17 protein-coding genes are annotated in these 25,119 nt (G+C 70.6%); 9 read left to right on the forward strand and 8 right to left on the reverse strand.

Annotation, left to right across the window (positions count from 1 at the left end):
• Positions 1-23 precede the first annotated feature (23 nt).
• The 4 genes from GA0070561_RS21595 to pulA all read left to right on the forward strand — a co-directional run bounded on the left by GA0070561_RS21595 (position 24) and on the right by pulA (position 7,658).
• A complete protein-coding gene (locus GA0070561_RS21595; RefSeq protein WP_091405227.1) occupies positions 24-413 on the forward strand; it encodes a hypothetical protein in 390 nt (129 codons plus the stop codon).
• A gap of 97 nt (positions 414-510) precedes the next feature.
• Positions 511-1,182: a hypothetical protein gene (locus GA0070561_RS21600; protein WP_091403795.1), complete on the forward strand. Its 672-nt coding sequence runs from the start codon at positions 511-513 to the stop codon at positions 1,180-1,182.
• 183 nt (positions 1,183-1,365) lie between these two features.
• The gene (locus GA0070561_RS21605) at positions 1,366-2,052 is read left to right on the forward strand and encodes a cellulose binding domain-containing protein (RefSeq protein WP_244166367.1); all 687 of its coding nucleotides are present in this window, start codon (positions 1,366-1,368) and stop codon (positions 2,050-2,052) included.
• Between the two features lie 110 nt (positions 2,053-2,162).
• Entirely contained in the window at positions 2,163-7,658 is a 5,496-nt protein-coding gene (gene pulA, locus GA0070561_RS21610) for a pullulanase-type alpha-1,6-glucosidase (RefSeq protein ID WP_091403798.1), read from the forward strand.
• 85 nt (positions 7,659-7,743) lie between these two features.
• Here the strand turns inward: pulA and GA0070561_RS21615 are convergent, their stop codons facing one another.
• The 3 genes from GA0070561_RS21615 to GA0070561_RS21625 all read right to left on the reverse strand — a co-directional run bounded on the left by GA0070561_RS21615 (position 7,744) and on the right by GA0070561_RS21625 (position 13,330).
• Complete coding sequence (locus GA0070561_RS21615) at positions 7,744-9,399, reverse strand: hypothetical protein (protein WP_091403799.1); 1,656 nt, start codon at positions 9,397-9,399, stop codon at positions 7,744-7,746.
• Positions 9,400-9,690: 291 nt separating this feature from the next.
• On the reverse strand, positions 9,691-11,421 hold the full coding sequence (locus tag GA0070561_RS21620; protein ID WP_244166368.1) for a right-handed parallel beta-helix repeat-containing protein: 1,731 nt from the start codon (positions 11,419-11,421) through the stop codon (positions 9,691-9,693).
• A gap of 427 nt (positions 11,422-11,848) precedes the next feature.
• Positions 11,849-13,330: an aminopeptidase P family protein gene (locus GA0070561_RS21625; protein ID WP_091403805.1), complete on the reverse strand. Its 1,482-nt coding sequence runs from the start codon at positions 13,328-13,330 to the stop codon at positions 11,849-11,851.
• 132 nt (positions 13,331-13,462) lie between these two features.
• Between GA0070561_RS21625 and asnB the strand changes: the two genes are divergently transcribed.
• Positions 13,463-15,424, forward strand: a complete 1,962-nt coding sequence (gene asnB / locus GA0070561_RS21630) for an asparagine synthase (glutamine-hydrolyzing) (RefSeq protein WP_091405235.1) — start codon at positions 13,463-13,465, stop codon at positions 15,422-15,424.
• Between the two features lie 93 nt (positions 15,425-15,517).
• Here asnB and GA0070561_RS21635 read toward each other — a convergent pair whose 3' ends face one another.
• On the reverse strand, positions 15,518-16,591 hold the full coding sequence (locus tag GA0070561_RS21635; protein ID WP_091405239.1) for a lytic polysaccharide monooxygenase: 1,074 nt from the start codon (positions 16,589-16,591) through the stop codon (positions 15,518-15,520).
• Positions 16,592-16,902: 311 nt separating this feature from the next.
• Between GA0070561_RS21635 and GA0070561_RS21640 the strand changes: the two genes are divergently transcribed.
• The 3 genes from GA0070561_RS21640 (at position 16,903) to GA0070561_RS21650 (ending at position 21,282) form a co-directional block, all read left to right on the forward strand.
• Positions 16,903-18,156 (forward strand): XdhC family protein, encoded by a 1,254-nt coding sequence (locus tag GA0070561_RS21640; protein WP_208603822.1) that lies wholly within the window; start codon positions 16,903-16,905, stop codon positions 18,154-18,156.
• A 114-nt stretch (positions 18,157-18,270) separates the two neighbouring features.
• A complete protein-coding gene (locus tag GA0070561_RS21645; RefSeq protein ID WP_091403810.1) occupies positions 18,271-19,206 on the forward strand; it encodes a carbohydrate kinase family protein in 936 nt (311 codons plus the stop codon).
• A gap of 249 nt (positions 19,207-19,455) precedes the next feature.
• Positions 19,456-21,282, forward strand: a complete 1,827-nt coding sequence (locus GA0070561_RS21650) for an alpha-galactosidase (RefSeq protein ID WP_091403813.1) — start codon at positions 19,456-19,458, stop codon at positions 21,280-21,282.
• Between the two features lie 14 nt (positions 21,283-21,296).
• Here GA0070561_RS21650 and GA0070561_RS21655 read toward each other — a convergent pair whose 3' ends face one another.
• Together GA0070561_RS21655 and GA0070561_RS21660 are read right to left on the reverse strand one after the other, a co-directional pair.
• A complete protein-coding gene (locus tag GA0070561_RS21655; protein WP_091403816.1) occupies positions 21,297-22,127 on the reverse strand; it encodes an MBL fold metallo-hydrolase in 831 nt (276 codons plus the stop codon).
• On the reverse strand, positions 22,124-22,528 hold the full coding sequence (locus GA0070561_RS21660; protein WP_091403819.1) for a thioesterase family protein: 405 nt from the start codon (positions 22,526-22,528) through the stop codon (positions 22,124-22,126). Before GA0070561_RS21660 ends, GA0070561_RS21655 begins: the two co-directional genes overlap by 4 nt.
• 127 nt (positions 22,529-22,655) lie before the next feature.
• Between GA0070561_RS21660 and GA0070561_RS21665 the strand changes: the two genes are divergently transcribed.
• Positions 22,656-23,741: a phosphatase PAP2 family protein gene (locus GA0070561_RS21665; RefSeq protein WP_244166369.1), complete on the forward strand. Its 1,086-nt coding sequence runs from the start codon at positions 22,656-22,658 to the stop codon at positions 23,739-23,741.
• Positions 23,742-23,768: 27 nt separating this feature from the next.
• Here GA0070561_RS21665 and GA0070561_RS21670 read toward each other — a convergent pair whose 3' ends face one another.
• Positions 23,769-24,746: a hypothetical protein gene (locus GA0070561_RS21670; RefSeq protein ID WP_091403823.1), complete on the reverse strand. Its 978-nt coding sequence runs from the start codon at positions 24,744-24,746 to the stop codon at positions 23,769-23,771.
• Complete coding sequence (locus GA0070561_RS21675; protein ID WP_091403826.1) at positions 24,743-25,090, reverse strand: PadR family transcriptional regulator; 348 nt, start codon at positions 25,088-25,090, stop codon at positions 24,743-24,745. The genes GA0070561_RS21670 and GA0070561_RS21675 overlap by 4 nt, the downstream gene beginning before the upstream one ends.
• Positions 25,091-25,119: the final 29 nt, after the last annotated feature.

The following is a 25,119-nucleotide window of genomic DNA, read 5'->3' on the forward strand; positions in this document are numbered from 1 at the left end:
GGTGACCGGCAATTGCTGTGACCGTGAACGCCTCCACGGATCTTGACACGTTGGCCGACTTCTTCGACCGGTACGGCGTGGCGTTGACCTCCGGCGACCTGCCGGCCATCGCCGGCTGTTACGCCCTGCCGGGGCTGGTGGTGGCCGACACCTACAGCTTCTCGTTCACGTCCGCTGCGGCGGTGGCGCTGTCCTTCGTGGGCGCCGCACCCGACTACCAGGACCGGGAGTTGGTCGCGGCCCACGCCCGGATCGAGGACGTGCAGCCGGTGTCCGCGCTGTTGACGATGGTGGCGGTGGAGTGGGAGTTCCTGGACAGTCGGGGGCAGGCGGTGCCGGGGGAGCGGTACCGGTACCTGCTGCGTATCTCGGATGGCGGACCACTGATCTGCACGGTCGTCCGGACGGGCTGACCGACGGGGGCCGGTCGGCCCGATCCGTACCCGCCCGGTTCCCGGTCCGTGCGGCGCTGGCTACGCTGTCGCGTCGGTGGGGACGAGGGGAGACCTGATGGCGGTGCGGCCGGACGGTGCGGCAGCTTCGCGGGCGGCGCGGGTGTTGGCGTCGGTGCCGTGGATCGTGGTGCTGCTCGGTGTGTGCGCGCTGGTGGTGCTCCTGGTGATCGCGCTGTTGTCGTTCCGGACCAGGGAGCGGGACGCGCCACCGCAGGCCGCGCCTCCGGCGTTCCTGCCGACCCTGCCGGCCGCCGCGTCGGCCACCGGCGGGCCGACTCCCGCCGCTGTGGAGCGGCGCTCGGTGTCGCCACGACCGTCGCGCAGTAGTCGGACGCCGTCACCGCGGGCCACCGTCACCGGCTCGCCGACTTCGGGGCGGACGAGCGTCCTGATGGCGCCATCGGCGGACACGGTCAGCGCCCGCTACCAGGTCGGTACGAATGGCTGGGACGGGGAGGCGGCGGTGCTGGCGATCGCCAACGAGTCGAGTCGGTCGGTGGACTGGCAGGTGGAGTTGGTGTTCGACGACGACACCTGGACTCTGCGAGTGAGTGATGACTCGGGCATCTCGGTGCGGGGGCGCGGGGACGGGGAGTTCGTGTTGCGGGGCACCAGTTCGATGGATGCGGGTGACTCTCGGACGCTGCGGCTGCGCGTCGGCTGGGGTGACTCGGCGCAGCGACCGGTCAAGTGCACGATCAACGGGGCCGACTGCCGGATCGGCTGAGCCAGCGCCGAACCGCTGCACCGCTAGACCGCTGCACCGCTAGACCGTTGCACCGCTGCACCGCTGCACCGCTAAACCGTTGCACCGCTAGACCGTCGCGCCGCTGGACCGCCGCGCCGCCAAGGCTTTCCGGGCCGGGCCGCCGGTCGCTACGCTGCGCGGACGGTCCGCTGAAGGAGGTACATGTCCGGCATGCGCCGTGTTCCGCGCCCGCCACACGGTCCGGTGGCGATCGCCACGTCGCCCTGGATCGTGGTCGGCGCCGGTGTCGTCGTGATGGTGGTCCTGCTCATCGTGGCCCTGGGCGCGTACCGGGGACGTAGCCCTGCGCCGGACGGCGCGCAACCGCCGGCGCTGCCGGTGCCGTCCGCGGTGGTGGCACCGAGCGTGCCCACCTCGGTGCCGTCTCCGGCGCCGGTGCTGCCGGGGATATCCGGCCGTGCGAGCGGGCTGCCGCCGAGCACCGCGGCCGGTTCACCATCGGCCGACCCGACGCTCGGTCCGGTCGGGAGGCCGACGGCGACGCGGTCGCCGAGCCGGGCCGCGCCGGAGCAGCCGGCGATGACCGGGCGGTACCGGGTGGTGCAGAGCTTCGACGGGGGTTTCATCGGCGAGGTGGCGATGGTCAACACATCCTCCCGGAGCCGTGGTTGGACGGTGCGGTTGGAGTTCTCCGGTGGACGGCTGGTGACCGCCTGGGTGGAGGGCGTCCCACAGGGGACGGTCCGCCAGTCCGATGACGGCTTCACGTACGTCAGCGGGGTCGAGGTGTCGCCCGGCGGTTCGGTGTCGTTGCGGTTCCACATGGAGCGGGCGCCCAGCACGCCGAGGGAGTGCACTGTGGATGGGGTCCGCTGCAACGGGCTCTGAGCGGCGCTTCCGCAAGGATGCTGCTTTGTTGCGACCATGTTTGCAAGGTATTGCAGAATGTTTCGGCAAGCGTTAGCGTGCGGCCAATCAGCGACCAGAGGAAGGCGTCGATGAAACCCCCGCCGATACCGCGCACTGCCCTGCTGGCCCTTGCTTCCCTGCTCACCGTCACGCTCGTCGGTGCTCCGGTCGCCGTGCACCCCGCCGCCGCGGGCCCCCGACCGTCCGACGGCGCCCCACTCGCGATCGGCGGCGCGACCCAGTGGCGTGACGAACCCACCGCCGAGGCGCTGCTGAGGGCCGGCGGCAACTCCGCCCGAGCCGAGCAGTTCTACTTCGTCCTGCCGGACCGGTTCGCCAACGGAGACCCCCGCAACGACCGGGGCGGCCTCACCGGCGACCGGCTGCGGACCGGCCTCGACCCGACCGACAAGGGCTTCTACCACGGCGGCGACCTCAAGGGCGTCATCGACAAGTTGGACTACATCCAGGGGATGGGCACCACTGCCATCTGGCTCGCCCCGATCTTCAAGAACCGGCCGGTGCAGGGTGCCGGCAACGACATCTCGGCCGGCTACCACGGCTACTGGATCACCGACTTCACCCAGGTGGACCCGCACTTCGGCACGATGGAAGAGATGAAGCGGCTGGTCAAGCTCGCCCACCAGCGCGGCCTCAAGATCTACCTCGACGTGATCGTCAACCACACCGCCGACGTGATCAAGTACGCCGAGGACAAGTACGCGTACGTGGACAAGGCGACCTCGCCGTACACCGACGCGCAGGGCCGGGCGTTCGAGGACCGCAACTACGCCGATGGCTCCCGGGCGTTCCCGCCGGTCGACAAGGAGTCCTTCCCGTACACGCCGACGTTCGCCGAACCGAAGGACGCGAGCGTCAAGGTCCCCGCCTGGCTCAACGACGCCACCATGTACCACAACCGGGGTGACTCCACCTTCGCCGGTGAGAACAGCGAGTACGGCGACTTCTTCGGCCTCGACGACCTGTGGACCGAGCGTCCCGAGGTGGTGCGGGGCCTGACCAAGGCGTACGGGGACTGGATCGGCGCGACCGGCGTCGACGGCTTCCGGCTGGACACCGTGAAGCACGTCAACATGGACTTCTGGCCGCAGTTCAGCCAGGGTATCGAGCGGGCCGCCGAGAAGGCCGGCAAGAAGGACTTCTTCATGTTCGGCGAGGTGTACAGCGCCGACCCGGAGATCAGCTCCAGCTACGTCCGGCAGGGTGGCCTGCCGGCCACCCTCGACTTCGCCTTCCAGGAGGCCGCGCGGGGCTTCACCGCCGGCGCCGGGTCCGCGAAGGCGCTCGCCGACGTGTACGCCCGCGACGACCTCTACGCGGCCCGGGACACGGACGCCGGCCGGTTGACCACGTTCCTCGGCAACCACGACATGGGCCGGATCGGCTCGTTCATCGCCGGTGGCGGCACCGACCCGGCCAGCCACCTGCGTCGCGACCAGCTCGCGCACCAGTTGATGTTCCTGACCCGTGGCCAGCCGGTGGTCTACTCCGGCGACGAGCAGGGCTTTACCGGCCCGGGTGGGGACAAGGACGCCCGCCAGGACATGTTCGCGTCGAAGGTTCCCGACTACCTCGACGACGACCTGCTCGGCACCGACCGCACCCACGCCAGCGACCAGTTCGACAGGGCCCACCCGCTGTACCGGACCATCGCCGACCTGGGCCGGCTGCGCCAGGCCCACCCGGCGCTGCGCGACGGTGTGCAGGTCACCCGGTACGCGGCCGACGGGCCGGGCGTCTTCGCCGCCTCCCGGATCTCCCCGGCCGACCGCACCGAGTACGTGGTGGCCGTGAACAACGCCGACACCCCGCAGACTGTCACGGTGGACACCTGGTCGGCCGGCGCCACCTTCACCGGCATCTACGGCGGCTCCGGCGAGGAACAGGCCAGCGGTGACGGGGAACTGACCCTCACCGTGCCGGCGCTGTCGGCGCTGGTGTACCGCGCCGGCAGCCCCATCGCACCGTCGGCCGACAAGCCGACCATCACCATCACCAGCCCGGCTCCGGACGCGTCGGTCGCCACCCGGGCGGCGGTCACCGCCCGGGTGACCGGCGACCCGCTGGCCACCGTCACCGTCGCGGCCCGGGTGGCCGGCGGCCGGTGGACGCTGCTGGGCAGCGCCGATCACGCCCCGTACACAGTGCAGCACGACCTGACCGGCCTGGCCGGCGGTACCCCTGTCGAGTACAAGGCGGTGGTCCGCGACGGCCGAGGCCGTACCGCCACCTCCCGGTCCACCGCGGTGGTGGGGACCCCGGCGCAGGGCAGCTCCCGGGAGTGGGCGGTGGTGCACTACCAGCGCCCGGCCGGGGGGTACGACGACTGGGGGCTGTACGCCTGGGGGGACATCGACCCGGCGTACGTCACCGAGTGGCCGAAGGGGCAGCCGTTCGCCGGGGAGGACTCCTACGGCCGGTTCGCCTGGGTGAAACTCAAGCCGGGCGCGACGTCGGTGAACTTCCTGGTTGTCGACAAGGCTGGTACGAAGGACGTCGCCCAGGACCGCAGCATCGACGTCACCCAGACCGGCGAGATCTGGCTCAAGCAGGGCGACCCGGCGATCTACCCGAGCCGGCAGGCGGCCGCCGGTGAACCGGAGCCGCCGGTCGAGGAGGGCACCGCCGTACTCCACTATCGGCGAGCCGACGGCAACTACGACGGCTGGGGCCTGCACCTGTGGGACGGCGCGGCAAACCCGACCGAGTGGTCCGCCCCGCTGCGGCCGACCTCGGTCGACGCGTTCGGGGCGGTGTTCCGGGTGCCGCTGGCGGCCGGTGCCACCGGCCTGAACTACATCATCCACCAGGGCGACACCAAGGACCTGCCCGACGACCAGCGGCTCGACTTCGCCAGCGTCGGCCGGGAGGTGTGGCTGCTCGCCGCCACGCCGGGCCGCCTGCTGCCGTCGACGGCCACCACGGCCAGCGGGGACACCGACATCGGCAAGCAGAAGGCGCACTGGATCGACCGGTCCACAGTGGCGTGGCAGACCCCGCCGACCGACGGCAAGACGTACGCGCTGGTCACCGCGCCGACCGGCGGGGTCAGCGTGGTCGACGGCGAGCTGACCGGCACGTACACCACGTTGCCGCTGCGGGCGCAGCGCAACGGGCTCACCGAGGCCCAACGCGACAGGTTCCCGCACCTGTGGTCGTACCGTAGCTTCGCCCTGGACCGGTCGGACCTGGCCAAGGTCCCGGCGGCGCTGCGGGGGCAGCTGCTGGTCACCGAGCGCGACGCCGAGGGCGGGCTGCTCGCCGCGACCGGCGTGCAGATCCCCGGCGTGCTCGACGACGTGTACTCCCGGGCGACCGACGCCACCCTCGGGCCCACGTACGCGGGGCGGACGCCGAGCCTCGCGCTCTGGGCGCCGACCGCCCACAGCGTGCGCCTGCACCTGTTCGACTCGCCCACCGCCGCGCCGAAGACGGTGCCGATGCGCCGCGACGACCGCACCGGCGTCTGGTCGGTGCGCGGCGACCACACCTGGACCGGCAAGTTCTACCGGTACGAGGTGCGGGCGTGGCAGCCGGCGGCGCAGCGGATGGTCACCGCGTCGGTGACCGACCCGTACTCGGTGGCCCTCGCCGCCGACTCCACGCACAGCCGGCTCGTCGACCTGAACGACCCGGCGCTGGCCCCGACTGGCTGGCGCACGCTGCGCAAACCGGCACCGGTGCCGGCCGCGAAGGCGCAGATCACCGAGCTGTCCGTGCGGGACTTCTCCATCGCCGACGACACCGTGCCGGCCGAGCGGCGGGGGACCTTCCTCGCGTTCACCGACCCGGGAACCGCCGGCATGACCCACCTGCGGGCACTCGGCGACGCCGGGGTCACCCACCTGCACCTGCTGCCGGCGTTCGACTTCGCGACGATCCCGGAGAAGCGGGCCGACCAGCGGCAGCCGGCCTGCGACCTGGCGGCGCTGCCGCCGGACTCGGCCGAGCAGCAGAAGTGCGTGGCGGCGGTCGCCGAGAGCGACGGCTACAACTGGGGGTACGACCCGCTGCACTACACCGTGCCCGAGGGCGGCTACGCCGTCGACCCGGTCGGGGCGGCGCGGACCACCGAGTTCCGGCGGATGGTCGCCGGGGTGAACGACGCCGGGCTGCGGGTGGTCATGGACGTGGTCTACAACCACACGTCGGCGGCCGGCACCGACGCGAAGTCGGTGCTCGACCAGATCGTGCCGGGCTACTACCACCGGCTGCTGGAGGACGGCACGGTGGCGAACTCCACCTGCTGCGCCAACACTGCCCCCGAGCACGCCATGATGGGCAAGCTGGTGGTCGACTCGCTGGTCACCTGGGCCCGGCAGTACAAGGTGGACGGCTTCCGCTTCGACCTGATGGGTCACCACCCGAAGGCGAACATCCTGGCCGTCCGGGCGGCCCTGGACCGGCTCACCGTCGCTCGCGACGGCGTGGACGGCAAGGCGATCATGCTCTACGGCGAGGGCTGGAACTTCGGCGAGGTCGCCAACGACGCCCGTTTCGTCCAGGCCACCCAGGCCAACATGGCCGGCACCGGCATCGGCACCTTCAACGACCGGCTGCGCGACGCGGTGCGCGGCGGCGGACCGTTCGACGAGAACCCGAGAGTGCAGGGTTTCGCCTCGGGGCTCTACACCGACCCGAACGGCGACGCGGTCAACGGGTCACCGGCCGAGCAGAAGGCCCGGTTGCTGCACGCCCACGACCTGATCAAGGTGGGGCTCACCGGCAACCTGCGCGGCTACCGGTTCACCGACACCGCCGGGCGTGAGGTCACCGGGGCGCAGGTGGACTACAACGGCTCCCCGGCCGGCTACACCGCAGCGCCGGGGGAGGCCGTCACCTACGCCGACGCGCACGACAACGAGATCCTGTACGACGCGTTGGCGTACAAACTGCCGCAGGCCACGACGGCGGTGGACCGCTCCCGGATGCAGGTGCTGGCGCTGGGCACTGTGGTGCTGGGACAGGGCACCGGGTTCGTCACCGCCGGCACCGAACGGCTGCGGTCGAAGTCGCTGGACCGCAACTCGTACAACTCCGGTGACTGGTTCAACCAGATCCGCTGGGGCTGTGAACGGGGCAACGGGTTCGGTGCCGGTCTGCCGCCCGCGCCCGACAACGAGGACAAGTGGTCGTACGCGAAGCCGCTGCTGGCCGACCCGGCGCTGGTGCCGGACTGTGCAGCGATCAACACGACAGACGCCCGGTACGCCGAGTTGCTGCGCATCCGGGCATCGTCGCCGGTGTTCGGGCTGGCCACCGCCGAGCAGGTACAGCGGAGGGTGGCGTTCCCGCTGTCCGGTGCGCAGGAGACACCGGGTGTGCTGACCATGACCCTGGACGCTCGTGGGCTGGGCGGGCCGTGGAAGTCGCTGGCCGTCGTCTTCAACAGCACCCCGTCGGCGGCCAACCAGACGGTGACCGCACTGCGCGGAGCCGACGTGGCACTGCACCCGGTGCTGGTCGACTCGGCCGACCCGGTGCTGCGTACCGCCTCGTTCGAGCGGGCGGCCGGCACGTTCACCGTACCGGCGCGCAGCGTGGCGGTGTTCGTCCAGAAGTGACGTGAACCGGCCCCCTCCCGCGTCTCGCGGAAGGGGGCCGGTCCGTTGTGCTGGCGCTACGCCGTCGTCACCCGAGGGTGAGCGATCAGGCGAAGCAGTTCTCGATCGTGCCGCCCGGAATGGCCAGGCAGTTGGTCGGACGGTTCGCGGTGATGGCGGACTTGTCGTCCACGTTCACGTCTCCGAAGAAGCTGAAGACACCGCCCGGCTCGAAGGTGGAGAAGTTGTGGGCGACCTTCGTCTTCGACAGGTTGACCTCGCCGAAGATGTTGAAGATGCCGCCGCCGACCCCGATCGGGCCGATGGCCCGGTTGCCGACAACCTCGCTGTCGCGCAGCGTGGTGACGCTGCCGACGTTGAAGAGCCCGCCGCCGAAGAAGCCGGCGGTGTTGTCCTTGATGCTGCTCTTCTCGAACGTGACCGCGCTGTCGAAGGCGATGGCCACACCGCCACCGACACCGGCGGTGCTGTTGCGCTCCACAGTGACGTTGTGCAGGTTCAGCTGGCTGTCCGCCGCAGCGATACCGCCACCAGCGAGAACCGCGGTGTTCGAGACGAACTTGGTCTCGTACGCCGTGGTGTTGCCCTCGATGTCGAGGTAGCCACCACCGAAGCCGAGCGTCTCGTTGTCGGTGATCTCGGCCTTCTTGAGCTCGACCGTTCCGCCGTCGACGTCGTCGGTGAAGATCCGCGCGGCACCGTTGGAGATACCGCCACCACCGATGATGGCGGTGTTGTCCTTGATCTTCGACTCCTCGACCTTGAGCAGGCCGGCGTTGAACACACCGCCACCGAAGAAGAAGGCGGTGTTACGGGTGACGGTGCTGTGCCAGATCTTCGTGGTGCCGAAGTTGGCCACGCCACCGCCGTTGCCGCCCGACTGGTTCAGGACGACCTCGGACTCCAGGATCTCGGCCGTGCCGCCCGGCTGCACCAGGATGCCGGCGCCGTCGGTGGCGTCCGGGTACTCCACGAGCGGCGTGACGACACCCGCCTTCGCGGTCGGCGCGGCCTTGGGCGTCACCTTCGGCGTCGCCGTCAGGCCCGCCTTCGGGTTGGCCTGACGGGCGGTGAGCGCCTGGTTCAGCGGGACGCCCGCCTTCACCTGCGCCGCGATCGCCTCGGAGTCCGAGTACGACGCCCAGACGGCCGCCGGCTCGACGCTGTTGTACAGCTCCAGGGTCTGGCCACCCTTGATGGTCAGGCCCTTGATGGTGAGGTGACCACCGGCGCCGACGTTGAGGATGCGGAAGTAGTCCGCCGTGGCTTCCCGAGAGATCGTGGTGTGCTCGCCCTTGAGCGTGATCCGCTCGGTGATGACCGGCAGGCCGTTGCCCTCGTAGTCGTTGCGGGTCAGGTTGTAGGTGCAGCCCTTGGCCAGCTCCAGCACACCGCCGTGCTTGTTGTTGGCGAACACGATCGCCTGAATCAGCTTGTCGGTGTCGCAGGGCACCTCCTTCCCGCGCTCGTGGTCCTTGTCGCGGTCCTTGTCCCGGTCCTTGTCGTCCCGGTTCTTGTCCTTGTCCCAGTCGCGCGCCTCGTCACCCCGCTGGTCGCCGTCCTTGCTGACCTGCGCGGTGTTCCAGTTCAAGCCGACCGCTCCGGCGCTGCCCGCGACGCCAACCGCCGCGAGACTGATCACGCCCGTCAAACCGGCCACGCCACTGGCGAGCCAGAGCTTGCGGCGGCTCTTGGCCGTCGCCCGCCCGGAGGCTTCGTTGTTCGTTAGGTAGTTGGACATCGGAGCTCTCTGCCCTCTCCTCGTACCAGACAGGGTCGCCGCCGTCAGACGGGCGTCCCCTGCTACAAATCGGTTGTAGCTCCCAAAACCACCGTATGAGAAGGTTCCTCGCCTCGCGGGCTTATCCGAGAGAAGCCCACATTCGGTTCATGTTGCCCCCAGCGGGGCCCGGACCGACACACCGCCGCCCAAGCCGGCCTGCACGCGCCTGACCTGCCCAAATGGGTACGCCCCTCCGAGCCGGTCACGGCTCGAAGGGGCGCGCCCTCTATGTGTTTCGGCCCCACCCGATCAGGCGAAGCAGTCCAAAACGTTGAAGCAGTTGGTCGGGCGGTTGGCAGTGACGGCGGACTCGTCGTCCAGCGTCACGGTGCCGCCGATGCTGTTGAAGATGCCCCCCGGCTCAAGGGTGGAGAAGTTGTGCGCCACCTTCGTCCGGTGGAGCGTGACCTCGCCGCCCTCGGTGTTGAGGATGCCGCCGCCGCGGCCGAACGGACCGACGGCCCGGTTGCCCGACACCTCGCTGTCGCGCAGCGTGGTGACGCTCTCCTCGTTGAAGAGGCCGGCGCCGGAGAAGCCCGCGGTGTTGTCGTTGATCCTGCTGTTCTCGATCGTCGCAACGCTGTCGTCGGTCACGGCCAGGCCACCACCCGAGCGACCGGCGCTGTTCTTGACCACCGTGGCGTCCTTGAGGGTGAGCTGGCTGTCGACCACCGCGACGCCACCACCGTCGAGCAGCGCGGTGTTGTCACTGACAGTCGTCTGGTGCAACGTCGTGGTGCCCTCGACATCCAGGACGCCGCCGCCGAAGCCGAGCGTCTCGTTGTCGGTGACCTCGCTCTTGTAAACCCAGACGGAGCCGCCGTCGACGTCCTCCGTGAAGATCCGCGCCGCACCGTTGGAGATGCCGCCGCCGCCGATGATCCCGGTGTTGTCCTTGATCTTCGACTCGTCGACCTGGAGTACACCGGCGTTGAAGATGCCGCCGCCGAAGAAGAAGGCGGTGTTGTGCGCAACCGTCGTCTTGCTGAGCCTGGTGCTGCCGAAGTTGGCCAACCCGCCGCCGTTGCCGCCGGACTGGTTGTAGAGCAACTCGCTGTCCAGAATCTCCGCGCGACCACCGGGCTGCACCAGCACCCCGGCGCCGTCGGTGAACCCGGGCTGCTCGACCAGCGGCACCACCGCCGTACCGGCACCCACCGGCTTCGCCGCCGCTACCGGCTTGGCCGTGGCGGCCTTGGTGGCAGTCGGGGCGGCCTTTGTTGCTGCCGCTGCGGGCTTGGCTGGCGCTGCCTTGGCGGGCGCTGCCTTGGCGGGCGCTGCCTTGGCGGTGCCCTTCGCTGCCGGCTTCGCTGCCGGCTTCGCTGCCGGCTTCGCTCCCGGTGACTCGGCCACGGTCGAGCGGACCTGGACCGAGTACGGCGCCCAGACCGTTGCCGGGTCGGCGGTTATCGGGGACTGAAGGGTCTGGCCACCCCTGATGCTCAGGCCCTTGAGAGTGAGGTGCCCGCCAGCGCCGACGTTGAGAATGCGGAAGTAGTCGGCCGTGGCCTCGCGACCGATGGTGGTGTGCTCACCCTTGAGGGTGATGTGCTCGGTGATCACCGGGAGGGCGTTGCCGTCCTGGTTGCGAGTCAGGGTGTAGGTGCAGCCCTTGGCCAGCTCCAGCACGCCGCCGTTTTCGTTGTTGGCGAACGTGATCGCCTGGATCAGCTTGTCGGAGTCGCACGGGACCTGCTTGGTGCGGTCCTTCTCGTCGTGCTTGCCGTCCTTGCCGTCCTTACGGTCCTTGCCATCCTCGCCGGACCGGTCGTCGAAGCCGCTCCAGTCGCCGCCGCTCCACTCGTCGTCCTGACCGCCGTCGTCCTTGGCGCCGCCCTTGTCCGCGCCGCCGTCGTCGCTGACGTTCTGCCGGTTGGTCGACGGCTGCGCGTCGGACACCTGGTCGGACTTCGGCTTGTCGTCCCGAGCGGCGACGCCGCCGAGGGCCGCCAGGCCGACCACGCCCGTCAGCCCGGCCACGCCGGCGACCCAGAGCGCCCGCCTTCGCCGTGTTGGCGGAGCTGTCGAGGCCCCGCCGTCGGTACTCGTTACGTCGTTGGACATCAGAGCCTTCCGCCCTTTCCTGCTACCAGACGGGATCGCACCGCCCGAGGCGCCACGACCAGCTACAAATGGGTTGTAGCCTCTGATCCTCACCGTATGAGAACTATCTTCGCGATGCGGACTTATCTGAGATAACCACGCATTCGGCGCAGGTCAGGTGAGGGTGGCCAACCGGTCCGGGTCGGTAGAAAGGTCCCGAGCAGCACGAACACCGGCCGTTGCCGGCCCTCGGGGGATCACGAAAGAAACCCCTGGCCCGCCAGCCCTCAAGAAGGGGCAGGCGGACCAGGGGCGGGTGGGCCAGGGGCGGGGCTTGATCCGGCAGCCCCGGCAGACAGCCGGCTCAGCTGGGCAGGCGGGGGCCAGCTTCGCGCTGCTCGGCCAGCCAGGTCTCCACCTCGTCGGAGGTGCGGGGCAGCCCGGCCGACAGGTTGACCGCGCCGGTGGCGGTGACCAGTACGTCGTCCTCGATCCGAATGCCCATACCGCGCAGCTCGGCGGGGACCAGCTCGTCCTCCGGCTGGAAGTACAGACCGGGCTCGACGGTGAGCACGTAGCCCTCGCCCAGCGCGCCGTCGCGGTAGGTCTCCTTGCGGGCGTTGGAGCAGTCGTGCACGTCGATGCCGAGCATGTGGCCGAAGCCGTGCAGCGTCCACCGTCGGTAGACGGTCGACTTCTCGTCCATCGCCTCGTCCACGCTCACCGGCAGCAAACCCAGATCGGACAGGCCCTCGGCGAGCACCCGCATGCAGGTCAGGTGGACGTCCTTGAACTTCACCCCGGGGCGGATGGCCTCGATGCCGGCCTGCTGCGAGGCGTACACGATGTCGTAGACCTGGCGTTGCAGGGCGGTGAACCGCCCGCTCACCGGCAGCACCCGGGTGACGTCGGCGGTGTAGAGGTTTCGGCCCTCGACACCCATGTCCATCAGCAGCAGGTCACCCGGCCGGGTGGCGCCGTGGTTGTGCACCCAGTGCAGGATCGTGGCGTGCTCGCCGGCGCCGACGATCGAGCTGTACCCGACGTCGTTGCCGTCGTGCCGGGCCCGCAGCGCGAAGACGCCCTCCAGCAGCCGCTCGGAGACCGCCCGGTCGGCCGGGAGGATCCGGGCGACGTCCTCGAAGCCGCGTACGGTGGCGTCGATCGCGTCCTGGAGCTGGCCGATCTCCCACTCGTCCTTGACCAGCTTCATCTCCGAGATGGCGATGGCCAGCTCACGGTCCCGGGCCGGCTGGCCCTCGGTGCGAGGCCCGTCGTAGGGGCGGACGGCCGCGTCCACCTGGGCGTCGAAACCGCGCAATACCCGGGTACGCCCCGGAGCCAGGTCGGCGAGCGTCGCCTCCAGGCCGGTCAGGTCGGCGGTGGGCAGACCCAGCTCGGTCGACTTCTCGCCGAGGGTGTGCCGCCGGCCTACCCACAGCTCACCGTTGCGGCTGCGGAAGAACTCGTCGGTCTCCCGGGAGGACCGGGGCCGCATGTACAGCGTCGCGTCGTGCCCCGAGCCGTTCGGGCGCAGCACCAGCACGCTGTCGGCGTCGTGGTCGCCGGTCAGGTAGGCGAAGTCGCTGCCCGGCCGGAACGGGTAGTCGGTGTCGTTGGCCCGGACCTTCTCGGTGCCGGTGGGGATCACCAGCGTCTCGCCGGGGAAGGCCGCCGAGAGGGCCGCCCGCCGCTTGGCGTAGTTGGGCGTCTCCGGTCGGGGCGTCACGGGGAGCGCGGTGTCGCTCCAGCCCTGCCGCATGAAGGACAGGAAAGCCTCCGGGAAGTCCGGATCGTGCGATTCCGTACCGTCCGTCGGCGTACCGTCGGTCTGTCCCTCGGTCATTGCGCCGCTCCCTCCGCTTCGTTGCTGGTCCCGACGGTACCGCGCGTCCGGTTGGCGGTAACGCCCCCTGGGAGTCGGGTGGATCGACGGACGGCTGCAAGGGCCGACAGCGCGCGTGGAAAGATGGCCACCATGTGCGGACTTCTGGCCTTCTTCAGCGCGAACGGCAACGCCGCAGCGCATCGCGACCACATCGCCGGAGCGTTGGAATGCCTGCACCACCGCGGCCCCGACGAGACCGGGGTCGAGGTGGTCGGCGACGCCTCCGGCCGGTACGCGGACGGCGTGTTCGCCCACAAGCGGCTGGCCATCATCGACGTCGCGTCGAGCCACGAGCCACTGCCCTACGCGAACGGCCGTTACCTGCTGACCTTCAACGGCGAGATCTACAACTACATCGAGCTGCGCGAGGAGTTGATCAGAAACTTCGGTGCCCAGTTCGCCACCGCCGGTGACGGCGAGGTGATCGTCGCGGGCTACCACTTCTGGGGTGAGCAGGTGCTCACCCGACTGCGGGGCATGTTCGCCTTCGTCATCTGGGACCGGCAGGAGCGCCGGGCGTTCGGTGCCCGCGACTACTTCGGCATCAAGCCGATGCACTACCTGGAGACCGCCGACGGCCTCTACCTGGCCTCGGAGAAGAAGGCGCTGCTGCCGTTCGCGCACAGCAACTACCAGGGCGACGCGGGCGTCGACACGGCGAACCTGAGCCACTACCTGACCCTGCAGTACGTCCCCGAGCCCGGCACCCTGCACAAGGGCATCAGCCGGATCGGCTCCGGGGAGTACCTGAACTGGACCCCGGGCGGCCGGATCGACGTACGCCGGTGGTACCGGCCGGTGTTCCGGCCGGCGCCGGTCGACGACGAGCAGAAGCTCTACCACGAGATCCGCGAGACGCTGCGGGAGAGCGTGCGCATGCACATGCGCTCCGACGTGCCGGTCGGCTCGTTCCTGTCCAGTGGCATCGACTCCACAGCGGTGGTGGCGCTGGCGCGGGAGTTCAACCCGAACATCCTCACCTTCACCGTCGGCTACGACGTGCCGGGTTACTCGGAGATCGACGTCGCCCAGGATTCGGCCCGGCACCTCGACGTCACCACGATCCCCACCAAGATCGGTCCGCAGGACATGATCGACGCGCTGCCGAAGATCGTCTGGCACCTGGACGACCCGGTGGCCGACCCGGCGCTGGTGCCGCTCTACTTCGTGGCCAAGAAGGCCGCCGAGCACGTCACTGTGGTGCTCTCCGGTGAGGGCGCGGACGAGTTCTTCGGCGGTTACACGATCTACCGGGAGCCGCTGTCGCTGGGCACCGTCAACGGTCTGCCCGGCGGTGTGCAGAAGGGGCTGCGCGCGGTCTCCAAGGCGATCCCGCAGGGGGTCAAGGGCAAGAGCTTCCTGGAGCGTGGCACCACCCCGATCGAGGAGCGTTACTACGGCAACGCCCGGATGTTCACCGAGGAGGAGAAGCAGCACCTGATGCGCCGCTACGACCCCTCGGTGCGCTACACGGACGTCACCGCCCCGATCTACGCCGAGTGCACCGAGCTGGACGACGTCACCAAGATGCAGTACGTCGACCTCTACACCTGGCTGCGCGGCGACATCCTGGTCAAGGCCGACCGGATCTCGATGTCGCACTCGCTGGAGGTGCGGGTGCCGTTCCTCGACCGGGAGGTCTTCGACGTCGCGGCGAAGATTCCGGTCGACCTGAAGCTGCCGCCGCGCTCCGACGCCACCAAGTACGCGATGCGTCAGGCGTTGCAGGGTGTCGTGCCGCCGGCCATCGTCAACCGCAAGAAGCTGGGCTTCCCGACCCCCACCCGGGTCTGGCTGCGGGGCGAGATGTACGAGTGGGCCCGGCACGTGCTCAGCACCTCGGGTGCGGGTGACCTGCTCGACCTGTCGTACGCGCTGCGCCTGCTCGACGAGCACAAGCGGGAGGAGGCCGACCACTCCCGCAAGGTGTGGACGGTGCTGATCTTCTGCATCTGGCACGCGATCTTCGTGGCCAAGACCCTCGACCCGGGTATCCAGCGCAACCAGTCCGCCCTGCTCACGAAGCCGGTGGTCGGCTCCATGGTCCGCTGACCCCCTGCCCCACCCTGTTGATCAAGAGGTTTGCGTCATCCGGAGCGTTTCCGGTGACGCAAACCTCTTGATCATTTCAGGGGGTGGTGGTGGTTAGCGGCGGGCGCAGGTGACTGTGGGGAGCCCGTTGGTTCCTGTGGAACTCGCTAGGAAGCCGAACGTTGTGGTGCCTTCCGGTGCGACAGTGCCGTTGTAGGCGACGTTCGTCGCCGTCACCGTCGAGCCGGACGATGTCTGGGTGGCACCCCAGATCTGACTGATCGCCTGCCCGTTGGGCCAGGTCCAGCTCGCTGTCCAACCGGCGAACGGCGTACTGCCGTGGTTCATGATCGTGACCTCGCCCTGGAAGCCGCCCTGCCAGGTGCTGCTCACCTTGTAGGCGGCCATGCAGTCACCGCCCGGCGGCGGGGTGGTGGGCGGCGGGGTGGTCGGCGGCGGGGTGGTGGGCGGCGGGTCGGTGGGCGGCGGGGTGGTGGGCGGCGGGTCGGTCGGCGTGCCACCCGGACCCACGCCGGTGACCTGGCCGTTGCCGCCGTCGAAGGTCACGTCGGAGCAGCCGAAGAAGTTCTCCTGCGAGTCCGAGCGGACCCAGCGGGAGTAGATGATGTGCCGGCCACTCTTACCCGACGGCAGATTGCCGCTGAAGTAGTAGTGCCCGTCGTTGCTGCCGACCGAGCCGCGCTGCGGCGGGTTGGTCACCGTCAGGAACGGCTCCTCCAGGTCACTCCAGGCCAGGGCCCGGGTCGGGCTCCAGCTGTTCTTCGTGACGTAGAAGTAGAACGTGCCCGGGTGGTGCGCCCAGTTGCTGTACTTGAAGTCCAGCCGCGCCCCGGCGGTCAGGTGGGTCAGCGGCCAGTCGGTGCGGGGCAGGTCGTAGCCGCGGAAACCGGTTGCGCCGCCGCTGCACAGTTGCCCGTCCGGAATGAAGCCGGTGGTCCGGCCGCCAGCGTCGGAGCGCAGCACGCTGAACCAGTTGTACAGCGAGTTCGCCCCGCTCTGCGCCACGGCGGCAGAGCACGCGGGGTTGTTCGGCTTGATCTCACCGGTCTGGCTGCGGCCGTCCTGCCAGCACAGGTAGGTGCGGCTGCCCGGCGTCATCGCCGCGCCGTGCGCGGCGGCCGGCTGAGGATTGGACGCCAGGGCGACAGCGCCCAGCGCGAGGGTCATGGCCGCGGTGAGCAAGGCGGCCGTACGGGAACGGTTCACGGGTTCTCCTGACTCGCGAGGGGCGCTGCCTGAGCCGCCCCGCCGCAATCGGGTGGGATGTGGCGTGATCGCCCCGCTGTGGTGAGCGGTCGACGATCACGGCGACGTGCCCCGGCGGAAAACAGCCAGTGGACGTGCGCCGTCGACGGTCCTGTCCTGGACCGGTGCCCTCGCGTCTAACCAACCCGGCAACCGGCGGTGCCGCAGCCCTCGCACCCCCGGTACGCGTCATCCCACCACGCCGCAGGGCCGAGCGCAATAGGCCTTCCTCGATGCATGAGAAGACCCGCCGGCCGCCGCTGGACGCCATATCCTGCGTACGGGGAGCGGGAACGGAGAGGCGGCAGCCGGTGCCGGACGTGTTCGACGAGGTGCACCGCCGCTGCCGCGACGGCGAGCCGATCGCGTTGGCCACAGTGGTGGCCACCTGGCACTCCGCCCCGCAGCCACCCGGTGCCGCCATGGTGGTCGCGACCGACGGCACTGTCATCGGCAGCGTCTCCGGCGGCTGCGTCGAGGCGGATCTCTACGAACGGGCCCGCCGTGTGCTCGACACCGGCCAACCCGAGCTGTGCCGCTACGGGATCAGCGACGACGACGCGTACGCCGTGGGCCTGACCTGCGGCGGCATCCTCGACGTGTTCGTGGAGCGCGTCGACGCGAGCGCCCTGCCGGCGCTGGACGCGGTCGCCGTCGCCCGGCGCAGCGGCCACCCGGCGGCGATCGTCACCTGCGTGGCCGCCGACGTCAACGACGGTCCACCCGCCGACGCCGGCAGTTCTCCCGGCACCGGGCCGACCGACCCCGCCCGGCGGCTTGGCCGGCGGCTGGTGTTGACCGGCCAGCGGTCCGTCGGCTCGCTCGGCGACGACCGTCTCGACGACGCCGTCAGCGCCGACGCCCTCGGGCTGCTCGCCGCCGGACGCAGCGGCATGCTCCGGTACGGGTACCACGGGCAGCGCCGAGGCGGCGGCATCAGCCTCTTCGTGACCGCGTACGCCACCCCGCCCCGGATGATCGTCTTCGGGGCGATCGACTTCGCCGCCGCGGTGGCCCGAATCGGCGCCTTCCTCGGGTACCGGGTGACCGTCTGCGACGCCCGGCCGGTCTTCGCCACCGCGCGGCGCTTTCCCGAGGCGGACGAGGTCGTGGTGCAGTGGCCGCACCGCTACCTGCGTAGCGAGTTGGCGGCCGATCGGCTCGACGAGCGGACGGTGCTGTGCGTGCTCACCCACGACCCCAGGTTCGACGTGCCGTTGCTGGAGTTGGCGCTGCGCCACCCGCTGGCGTACGTCGGCGCGATGGGCTCACGACGCACCCACGACGAGCGACACAAGCTGCTGAGCGAGGCGGGGCTCAGCCCGGCTCAGCTCGCCCGGCTCGCCTCCCCGATCGGGTTGGACCTCGGTGGTCGTACCCCCGAGGAGACCGCCGTGAGTGTGGCCGCGCAGATCGTCGCGGCCCGGTGGGGCGGCACCGGTCGCCCTCTCGCGGTACTCGACGGGCCGATACACCAGCCGGGGTAGCGCGCACGTCGGTGCGTGGCCTTCGGCGCCCATCGGGCCGTGCGCTGTGCCAGCCTGGTGCCACGGAGATCGGCTCGGCGATCGGCGGCCGGTGGCGACGACGAGAGGATCGGCATGGGATACGCGGTGGTGCTCGGTGAAGCGCTCGTCGACCTGCTCGACAGCGAACTCGACGGGGAGCGGGTCTATCGGCAGGCCATCGGCGGCGGGCCACTGAACGTCGCCGTCGGGGTGGCCCGACTCGGCGGTGCGGCACAGTTCGTCGGCTCGCTCGGTGACGACGCGCTGGGCGGCCGGATCCGTGCCTTCCTCACCGCTGCCGACGTCGGGGTGGCCGGTGCGATCACGGTCCCGGCGCCGACCACGCTCGCGGTGGTCACGTACGCCGGGCCGGAGCCGGACTTCCGTTTCTACGGCGAGCCAGCCTCCTACGGACTGCTCGGCCCCGACGATCTGGACCTGGCGCTGCTGGAGGGCGCCGACGTGCTCTACTGCGGCTCGATCGTGCTGCTCCGACCCGACACGCTGGCCGCCGCCCGCCGGGCCTGGGGGCTCGCCACCGGTCTGCGGGTCTTCGACCCGAACGTACGTCCCCGGCTGCTGAACGGGCCGGCCGCGCTGGAAGGGCTGCGCGAGGTGGTGGCCGAGTTCGCCGCCGGCGCGCACCTGGTCAAGCTGAGCGCCGCCGATGCGGTGCTGCTCTATCCCGGCGAGCCGGTCGAGGGGGTGGCGGCGTACCTGCGTGAACTGGGGGCGGCCACTGTGGTGGTGACGCTCGGCGCGGCCGGTGCGGTGCTGGCCGCCGCCGACGCCGACCCGGTCCGGGTGCCGGCCCCCAAGGTCAACGCCATCGACGCCACCGGCGCGGGTGACTCCGTGATGGCCGCTCTGATCGCGGACCTGCTCGTCGACGGTGAGCCGGAGGGCCCGTCGGGCTGGACCGACCGGGTCGCCTTCGCGCTGCGGGTTGCCGGCCTGGTCTGCGAATCCCCGGGTGGCGCCACCGCCATGCCCACCCGCACCGCAGTAAAAAACCGCTTCAACACCTAACCCCTCCACCCCGCGCCACCCCGCGCCACCCCGCGCCACCCCGCGCCACCCCGCGCCACCCCCGCGCCGATCTTGCACTTTCGGTCGTCGATTGATCCGCTTTTGTGCGGCTTTGACCCCACACAAAGTGCAAGATCGCGGCAGGGGTGAGGGTGGGGGTGAGGGCGAGGCCGGGGTTGACCTCGCGGTTTTGTGAGCGTTAACATCGACGGTGCACGATGGAAACATGGCGTCGTCGGGGAGGCTCTGATGCGGGTGGTTCTTGTACCTCTGGCGTTCCGCCGCGTCGCGGCCCTGCTGGCCATGCTGCTCGTGGCTGCCGGGATGGTCGTCGCCGACCCGCCGGAGCGGGCGGTCGCGTGGGACAACGGGGTGGCCGACACCCCACCGATGGGGTGGAACAGCTACGACTCGTTCAACTGGAGCGTCACCGAGGCCGACGTCCGGGCCAACGCCGACTACATGGCCACGAACCTGCGGCAGTTCGGCTGGGAGTACGTCGTGATCGACTGGGCGTGGTACTACCCCGGTCGGCACAACAACAGCCCCAACCAGGACGCGAACCTGCAACCCCGGCTCCGGATGGACGCCAACGGACGGCTGCTGCCGGACACCACCCGGTTCCCCTCCGCGGCCGGTGAGAACGGCTTCAAGCCGCTCGCCGACTACGTCCACGCGCAGGGGCTGAAGTTCGGCGTCCACCTGATGCGAGGCATTCCCCGCCAGGCGGTCGCCGACAACGTCCCGATCCTCGGCACCACCTGCCGCGCCAACCAGATCAACAGCACCAACACCGCGGCCTGGCTCAACCTGATGTGGGGCCTGAACATGTCCAACCCCTGCGCGCAGACCTACCTGGACTCGATGTTCCAGTTGCTGGCGTCCTGGGGGGTCGACTACGTGAAGGTGGACGACATCGCCGCCCCGACGTACCGGCAGTCGGAGGTCGAGGGATACCGACTGGCCATCCAGCGCAGCGGCCGCCCGATGGTGCTGAGCCTGTCACCCGGCCCGACCTCGCTGGCCAGCGGCGCACACGTTCAGGCCAACGCGCACATGTGGCGGATCGTCAACGATCTGTGGGACAACTGGTCGTCCGTGGACGCGCTCTTCGACCAACTGCGCAACTGGACGCCGTACCGCACCACCGGCGCCTGGCCCGACGCCGACATGATCCCGATCGGCCGGCTGTCCAGGAACGGGCCGGTTGGCTCGCCGCGATACTCCAACCTGACCCCGGACGAGCAGCGCACCCTGATGTCACTGTGGGCGATCAACCGGGCGCCACTGATGTGGGGCGGCAACCTGGTCGAGAACCGCGCCGCGGAGCTGGCGTTGATGACCAACGCCGCGGTCATCGGGGTCAACCAGAACAGCACGAACAACCGTCAGCTCTACGGCGGCAGCCGGCAGGCGTGGGTCGCCGACGTGCCGGGCAGCAACGATCGGTACGTCGCCCTGTTCAACCGGGACGGCGCCGCGGCGCAGGTGTCGGTGAACCTCGCCGACCTCGGGATCGGGTCGGCCGCCGTGACCGACGTGTGGTCCGGCGCGGCCCTCGGCACGGTGACCGGCACCCTCACCCGGTCACTCCCGGCCCACGGGGCCGGGCTGTACCGGCTGACCCCGGACACCACAGTGCCGGTGCCGACCACCTACACCCTCACCGCGCGACACAGCGGCAAGCTGCTGGACGTCTACAACAACGCGACCACCGACGGTGCCGAGATGGTGCAGTGGGCCGCGAACGGTCAGCCCAACCAGCGGTGGCGCTTCCAGGACGCGGATGGCGGTTACCAGACGGTGGTCAGCGTGCACAGCGGCAAGTGCCTCGACGTCTTCGGCGGCGCGAGCGCCACCGCCGACGGGGTCCGCGTGATCCAGTGGAGCTGCAACGGCGGCACCAACCAGCAGTGGCGCGTCCAGGATGTCGGCTCGGGGTACGTGCAGCTCGTCGCCCGGCACAGCGGCAAGTGCCTGGAGGTGCTCAACGCCGCCACCACCGACGGTGCCCGCCTGGCCCAGTGGACGTGTGGCACCGGCACCCACCAGCAGTGGCGGCGTACCCAGGCGTAGCTGCGCCGGGTGGGTCAGGCCGTGCCGGTCAGTTCCAGGTAGCCGCGGTGGGCGGCGACCAGGGCCGGGCGGGCCCCGAAGGGAGCCTCGGCGGCCACCCGCTCCGGCGGGGCGCTGCCGGTGTGCGCGGCCCGGATCAGCCAGGCCAGCTTCGCCAGCTCCGCGTGCTGGGCCCGGACGAAGTCGACGTCCACCGGGTCGCCGTGGCCCGGGATCACCACAGTGCGCGCGGTGGTCAGCCGCAGCAGGTCCGCGACCGCGTCCGGCCACTGCAAGGGGTACGAGTCCTCGAAGGCGGGCGGACCGCTCTGCTCCACCAGGTCCCCGGCCACCAACACGTCGGCGTCCGGCACGTGCACCACCAGGTCGGCCTCGGTGTGCCCCCGCCCCGGGTGGCGCAGCAGCACCCGTCGACCGCCCAGGTCGAGGACCGTCTCGACGTGCACGGTGTGCGTGGGGGCGAGCAGCGGGGTATCGGCCAGCTCGGCGGCGAGCGCCGGGTGCTCCGTGCGCAACTCCTCGTACGCCTCCCGGCGCAGCCGCTCCGGCTCCTCGCGGAGGGCGGTGGCGGCCAGTTCGTGCGCGTACACCGGGCGGGGTGGGTCGCCGGCCAGGACGGCGTTGCCGAAGCAGTGGTCGTAGTGGTGGTGGGTGTTGACCAGCGTCAACGGACGGTCGGTGACCGCCCGGACGGCCGCGGCCAGCTCGGTGGCCTGGGCGGCCGACGAGAGCGTGTCCACCAGTAGCGCCTCGTCGTCGCCGACGACCAGTGTGACGTTGACCCGCAGCAGTGGTTCGGCCAGCACGTGCACCCGGTCGGCGACCTCGACGAAACCGGCGTTCACGACGCCCGCCCGGCCCGTTCGACGAAGCGCGCCCGGTCGACCAGGATCCGGTCCACCCGGCCCCGGGCCACCGTCTGGTCACCGTCGCTGACCGTGACCTCGAACGACAGCCGGCGACCGTCGACGGTCGCCAGCAGCGCCTGCGCGCGGACCGTCCGGCCGACCACGGTCGGCGCCAGGTGCTCCAACTCGACCCGGGTGCCCACTGTCGTCGAACCGGGTGGCATCCCGGTCGCCGTCGCCGCGACGGTGGCCGCCTCGGCCAGCGCCAGCACCCGGGGAGTGCCGAGCACCGGTACGTCCCCGGAACCGACCGCCTGGGCGGTGTCCGCGTCGGTGACGGTCAACTCGACCTGGGCGGTCAGACCCGGCGCGAAGGCCGGCTCGGGCTGCTCCTGCATGGTCGTCAGCCTAGGTGCTCGCTGGACGCGTCGAGCACGCGCCCGACGATCCGGGCGCGGCCATCCCCGACGGCCAACGGGTGGTCCCCGTCGGTCGATGCCGTCCCCGTCGTTAACCTTGACCACGATGGCCGTCGTGACTGACCCCCAGCCCCCCGCCCGGACCGACCCGCCCGCGTCCCCGGACGGGGGTCGTCGGCGCGTCGTCGCCATGACCGTCTGGGCGGTCGCCTTCGTCGCCGCGTGGCTGGCCATCGGGCTGCCCACCGACCCGGCGTACGCCTTCGTCTGGATCTGGCTGGCGACCATCGCCTGGAACAGCGAGCGGCCGTGGCGCAGCCACCTGCGCTTCGCCCGGGACTGGGTGCCGGTGGTGCTGCTGTTCGTGATCTACAACCTCTCGCGCGGGTTCGCCGACAACGGGGCCACGCCGCACGCGATGGAGTTGATCGTCGCCGACCGGTTCATGTTCGGCTGGGCCACCGGCGGTGAGGTGCCCACCGTCTGGTTGCAGCAGCACCTCTACCACCCGCAGGTGCACTGGTGGGATGTCGCGGCGAGCTGGGTGTACTTCTCCCACTTCGTGGTGGCGCTGACCGCCGCCGCGGTGCTCTGGCTGCGTGACCGGCACCGCTGGGCCGCGTACATGAGGCGCTGGGGTTTCCTCTGCGCGGCCGGCCTGGTCACCTACTTCATCTACCCGGCCGCCCCGCCCTGGTGGGCGGCGCAGAACGGCCTGCTCACCGAGGTCGCCCGGATCTCGACCCGGGGTTGGAAGGCGTTCGGCATGCACGGCGCCGGAAACGTCCTCAACTCCGGTCAGATCGCCTCCAACCCGGTCGCCGCGATGCCGTCGCTGCACACCGCGTGGGCGTTGTTCGTGGTGCTGTTCTTCCTGACCGCGACCCGTCGTCGCTGGTGGCCGCTGCTGCTCGCGTACCCGCTGGCGATGACCTTCACCCTGGTCTACTCGGGTGAGCACTACGTGATCGACGTGCTGGTCGGCTGGGCCTACGTGGGGCTGACGTTCCTGGTGGTCGGTCTGGCGGAGCGCGGCTGGGCGGCGTGGCGCGTCCGGCACCCGAGCGCCAAGTCGGAACCGGCCACGGAACTTCCACCGACGCCCACCGACCCCCCGCCCGGCGAGCCCGAGCCCCCCACACCACGGGAACCGGACACCACCACCCACCCCGCGATCCCCGCCGACCGCTAACTCCCACCCCGCCCCCGGAGTTGGTGTTCAGCGCAGCACGGGTTCGTCGGGTGGTAGCGACCGCACCTCGGGCCTGAGGCGACGGGTGAGGCGATTGATGCCGGCCATGGCGGCGGCGATCACCGTGATGAGGATCGCCAGCGGCAGCGGCTGACCGTCGAAGTGCCGCATCGCCGCATTGGAGAGCAGCGGGTCGGGGACGAGCCATCCGGCGATGAAGCCGGAGAGTCCGACACCGATGATGACGGCGGGCCGGTGGCGGCGGACTGCGAAGGCGGCTCCGACAGCGACGGCGGCGGCGGTGAGGATCCCGATGACGGTCGGCACGGCGTCGGGAACGTAGACGCCGTGGCGCCCCCACTCTCCGGTGCCCTTCCAGGCGAGGATCCCGAGCGGGACGAGGGCCCACCAGAACAGGCGCGGCCGGGGCACGGCCCACCGCTCGCGGGCGGCGATCGCGAGCAGGACGAGGGTCAGGGCCGGTGGGGCGGCGGACGCCACGAGTTGCTGGCCGGGGTTGATTCCCAGGCCGGCGCCGCTGACCACGTCGATGACGAGCCAACCTACGGTGGCCGTCAGGAATATCGCCTGCAGGGTGAGGGCGGTCCGGGTCGCGCCGCACAGCCAGGCGATCAGCGGTGCGAGGGGCAGCAGGCCGAGAGCGACAAGCTGCGGCCAGCCGGCGATGACGGCCGACATGTCGGTGGCGAGGACGGCACCGGTGAACAGATCCAGTGTGTGACCGGCGGGCTGGGTTCCGGCGGCGACGAGCAGGGCGGTGAGCCCGGTGGTCAGGGCCGTGGTGGTGACGGGCGTGGTGAGTCGCAGCCGGATCGCCAGGGCGATGATGTGCAGTGTCTCGTGTCGGCTGGGGCGCTGGCGGCCGTCGTCGAGGTCGAGCAGCAGCCCGAGCAGTTCCTCGCCGCGGGTGGTGCGGTGCGTGGCCGGCAGCAGGCGCAGCAGCCGCCGATATCGTCGTTCCAGGGGGCTGATGTCCGGGCTCATCCGATGGCCCCGAGGCGCGGGGCGTTGCGGGCGGCACGCTTGTTGAGGCGCTCCTCGGCGAGCCGGACCGCGGTGGCCATCCGCTGGCTCTCGTTGCGGATGGCGTCTGCCCCCGCGTCGGTCAGTTTGTAGAAACGGCGCAGCCGGCCCTTCTCCACCTCGTCGTGGTCGGGGGCGATGAGCCCCTGGGTGACGAGGCGGTCGAGGGCCCCGTAGAGCGTGCCGGCGCGTAACCGGATCCTGCCGTCGGTCATCTCGTCGACCTCTGTCACCACCGCGTAGCCGTGGCGGGGTTGGTCGGCGAGGGCGGAGAGGATCAGGAACGTCTGCTCACTGATGTCCATGGGCTATATATACCGCACGACGATATATA

The sequence above is a fragment of the Micromonospora saelicesensis genome (assembly GCF_900091575.1).
Lineage (GTDB): Bacteria > Actinomycetota > Actinomycetes > Mycobacteriales > Micromonosporaceae > Micromonospora > Micromonospora saelicesensis.

Excerpts from the sequence above, each read along its gene's own strand:
- GA0070561_RS21600 (WP_091403795.1), top strand. The coding sequence starts at position 511 with ATGGCGGTGCGGCCGGACGGTGCGGCAGCTTCGCGGGCGGCGCGGGTG.
- GA0070561_RS21605 (WP_244166367.1), top strand. The coding sequence starts at position 1,366 with ATGTCCGGCATGCGCCGTGTTCCGCGCCCGCCACACGGTCCGGTGGCG.
- pulA (WP_091403798.1), top strand. The coding sequence starts at position 2,163 with ATGAAACCCCCGCCGATACCGCGCACTGCCCTGCTGGCCCTTGCTTCC.
- GA0070561_RS21615 (WP_091403799.1), bottom strand. The coding sequence starts at position 9,399 with ATGTCCAACTACCTAACGAACAACGAAGCCTCCGGGCGGGCGACGGCC.
- GA0070561_RS21625 (WP_091403805.1), bottom strand. The coding sequence starts at position 13,330 with ATGACCGAGGGACAGACCGACGGTACGCCGACGGACGGTACGGAATCG.
- asnB (WP_091405235.1), top strand. The coding sequence starts at position 13,463 with ATGTGCGGACTTCTGGCCTTCTTCAGCGCGAACGGCAACGCCGCAGCG.
- GA0070561_RS21635 (WP_091405239.1), bottom strand. The coding sequence starts at position 16,591 with ATGACCCTCGCGCTGGGCGCTGTCGCCCTGGCGTCCAATCCTCAGCCG.
- GA0070561_RS21640 (WP_208603822.1), top strand. The coding sequence starts at position 16,903 with ATGCATGAGAAGACCCGCCGGCCGCCGCTGGACGCCATATCCTGCGTA.
- GA0070561_RS21645 (WP_091403810.1), top strand. The coding sequence starts at position 18,271 with ATGGGATACGCGGTGGTGCTCGGTGAAGCGCTCGTCGACCTGCTCGAC.
- GA0070561_RS21650 (WP_091403813.1), top strand. The coding sequence starts at position 19,456 with ATGCGGGTGGTTCTTGTACCTCTGGCGTTCCGCCGCGTCGCGGCCCTG.
- GA0070561_RS21660 (WP_091403819.1), bottom strand. The coding sequence starts at position 22,528 with ATGCAGGAGCAGCCCGAGCCGGCCTTCGCGCCGGGTCTGACCGCCCAG.
- GA0070561_RS21665 (WP_244166369.1), top strand. The coding sequence starts at position 22,656 with ATGGCCGTCGTGACTGACCCCCAGCCCCCCGCCCGGACCGACCCGCCC.
- GA0070561_RS21670 (WP_091403823.1), bottom strand. The coding sequence starts at position 24,746 with ATGAGCCCGGACATCAGCCCCCTGGAACGACGATATCGGCGGCTGCTG.
- GA0070561_RS21675 (WP_091403826.1), bottom strand. The coding sequence starts at position 25,090 with ATGGACATCAGTGAGCAGACGTTCCTGATCCTCTCCGCCCTCGCCGAC.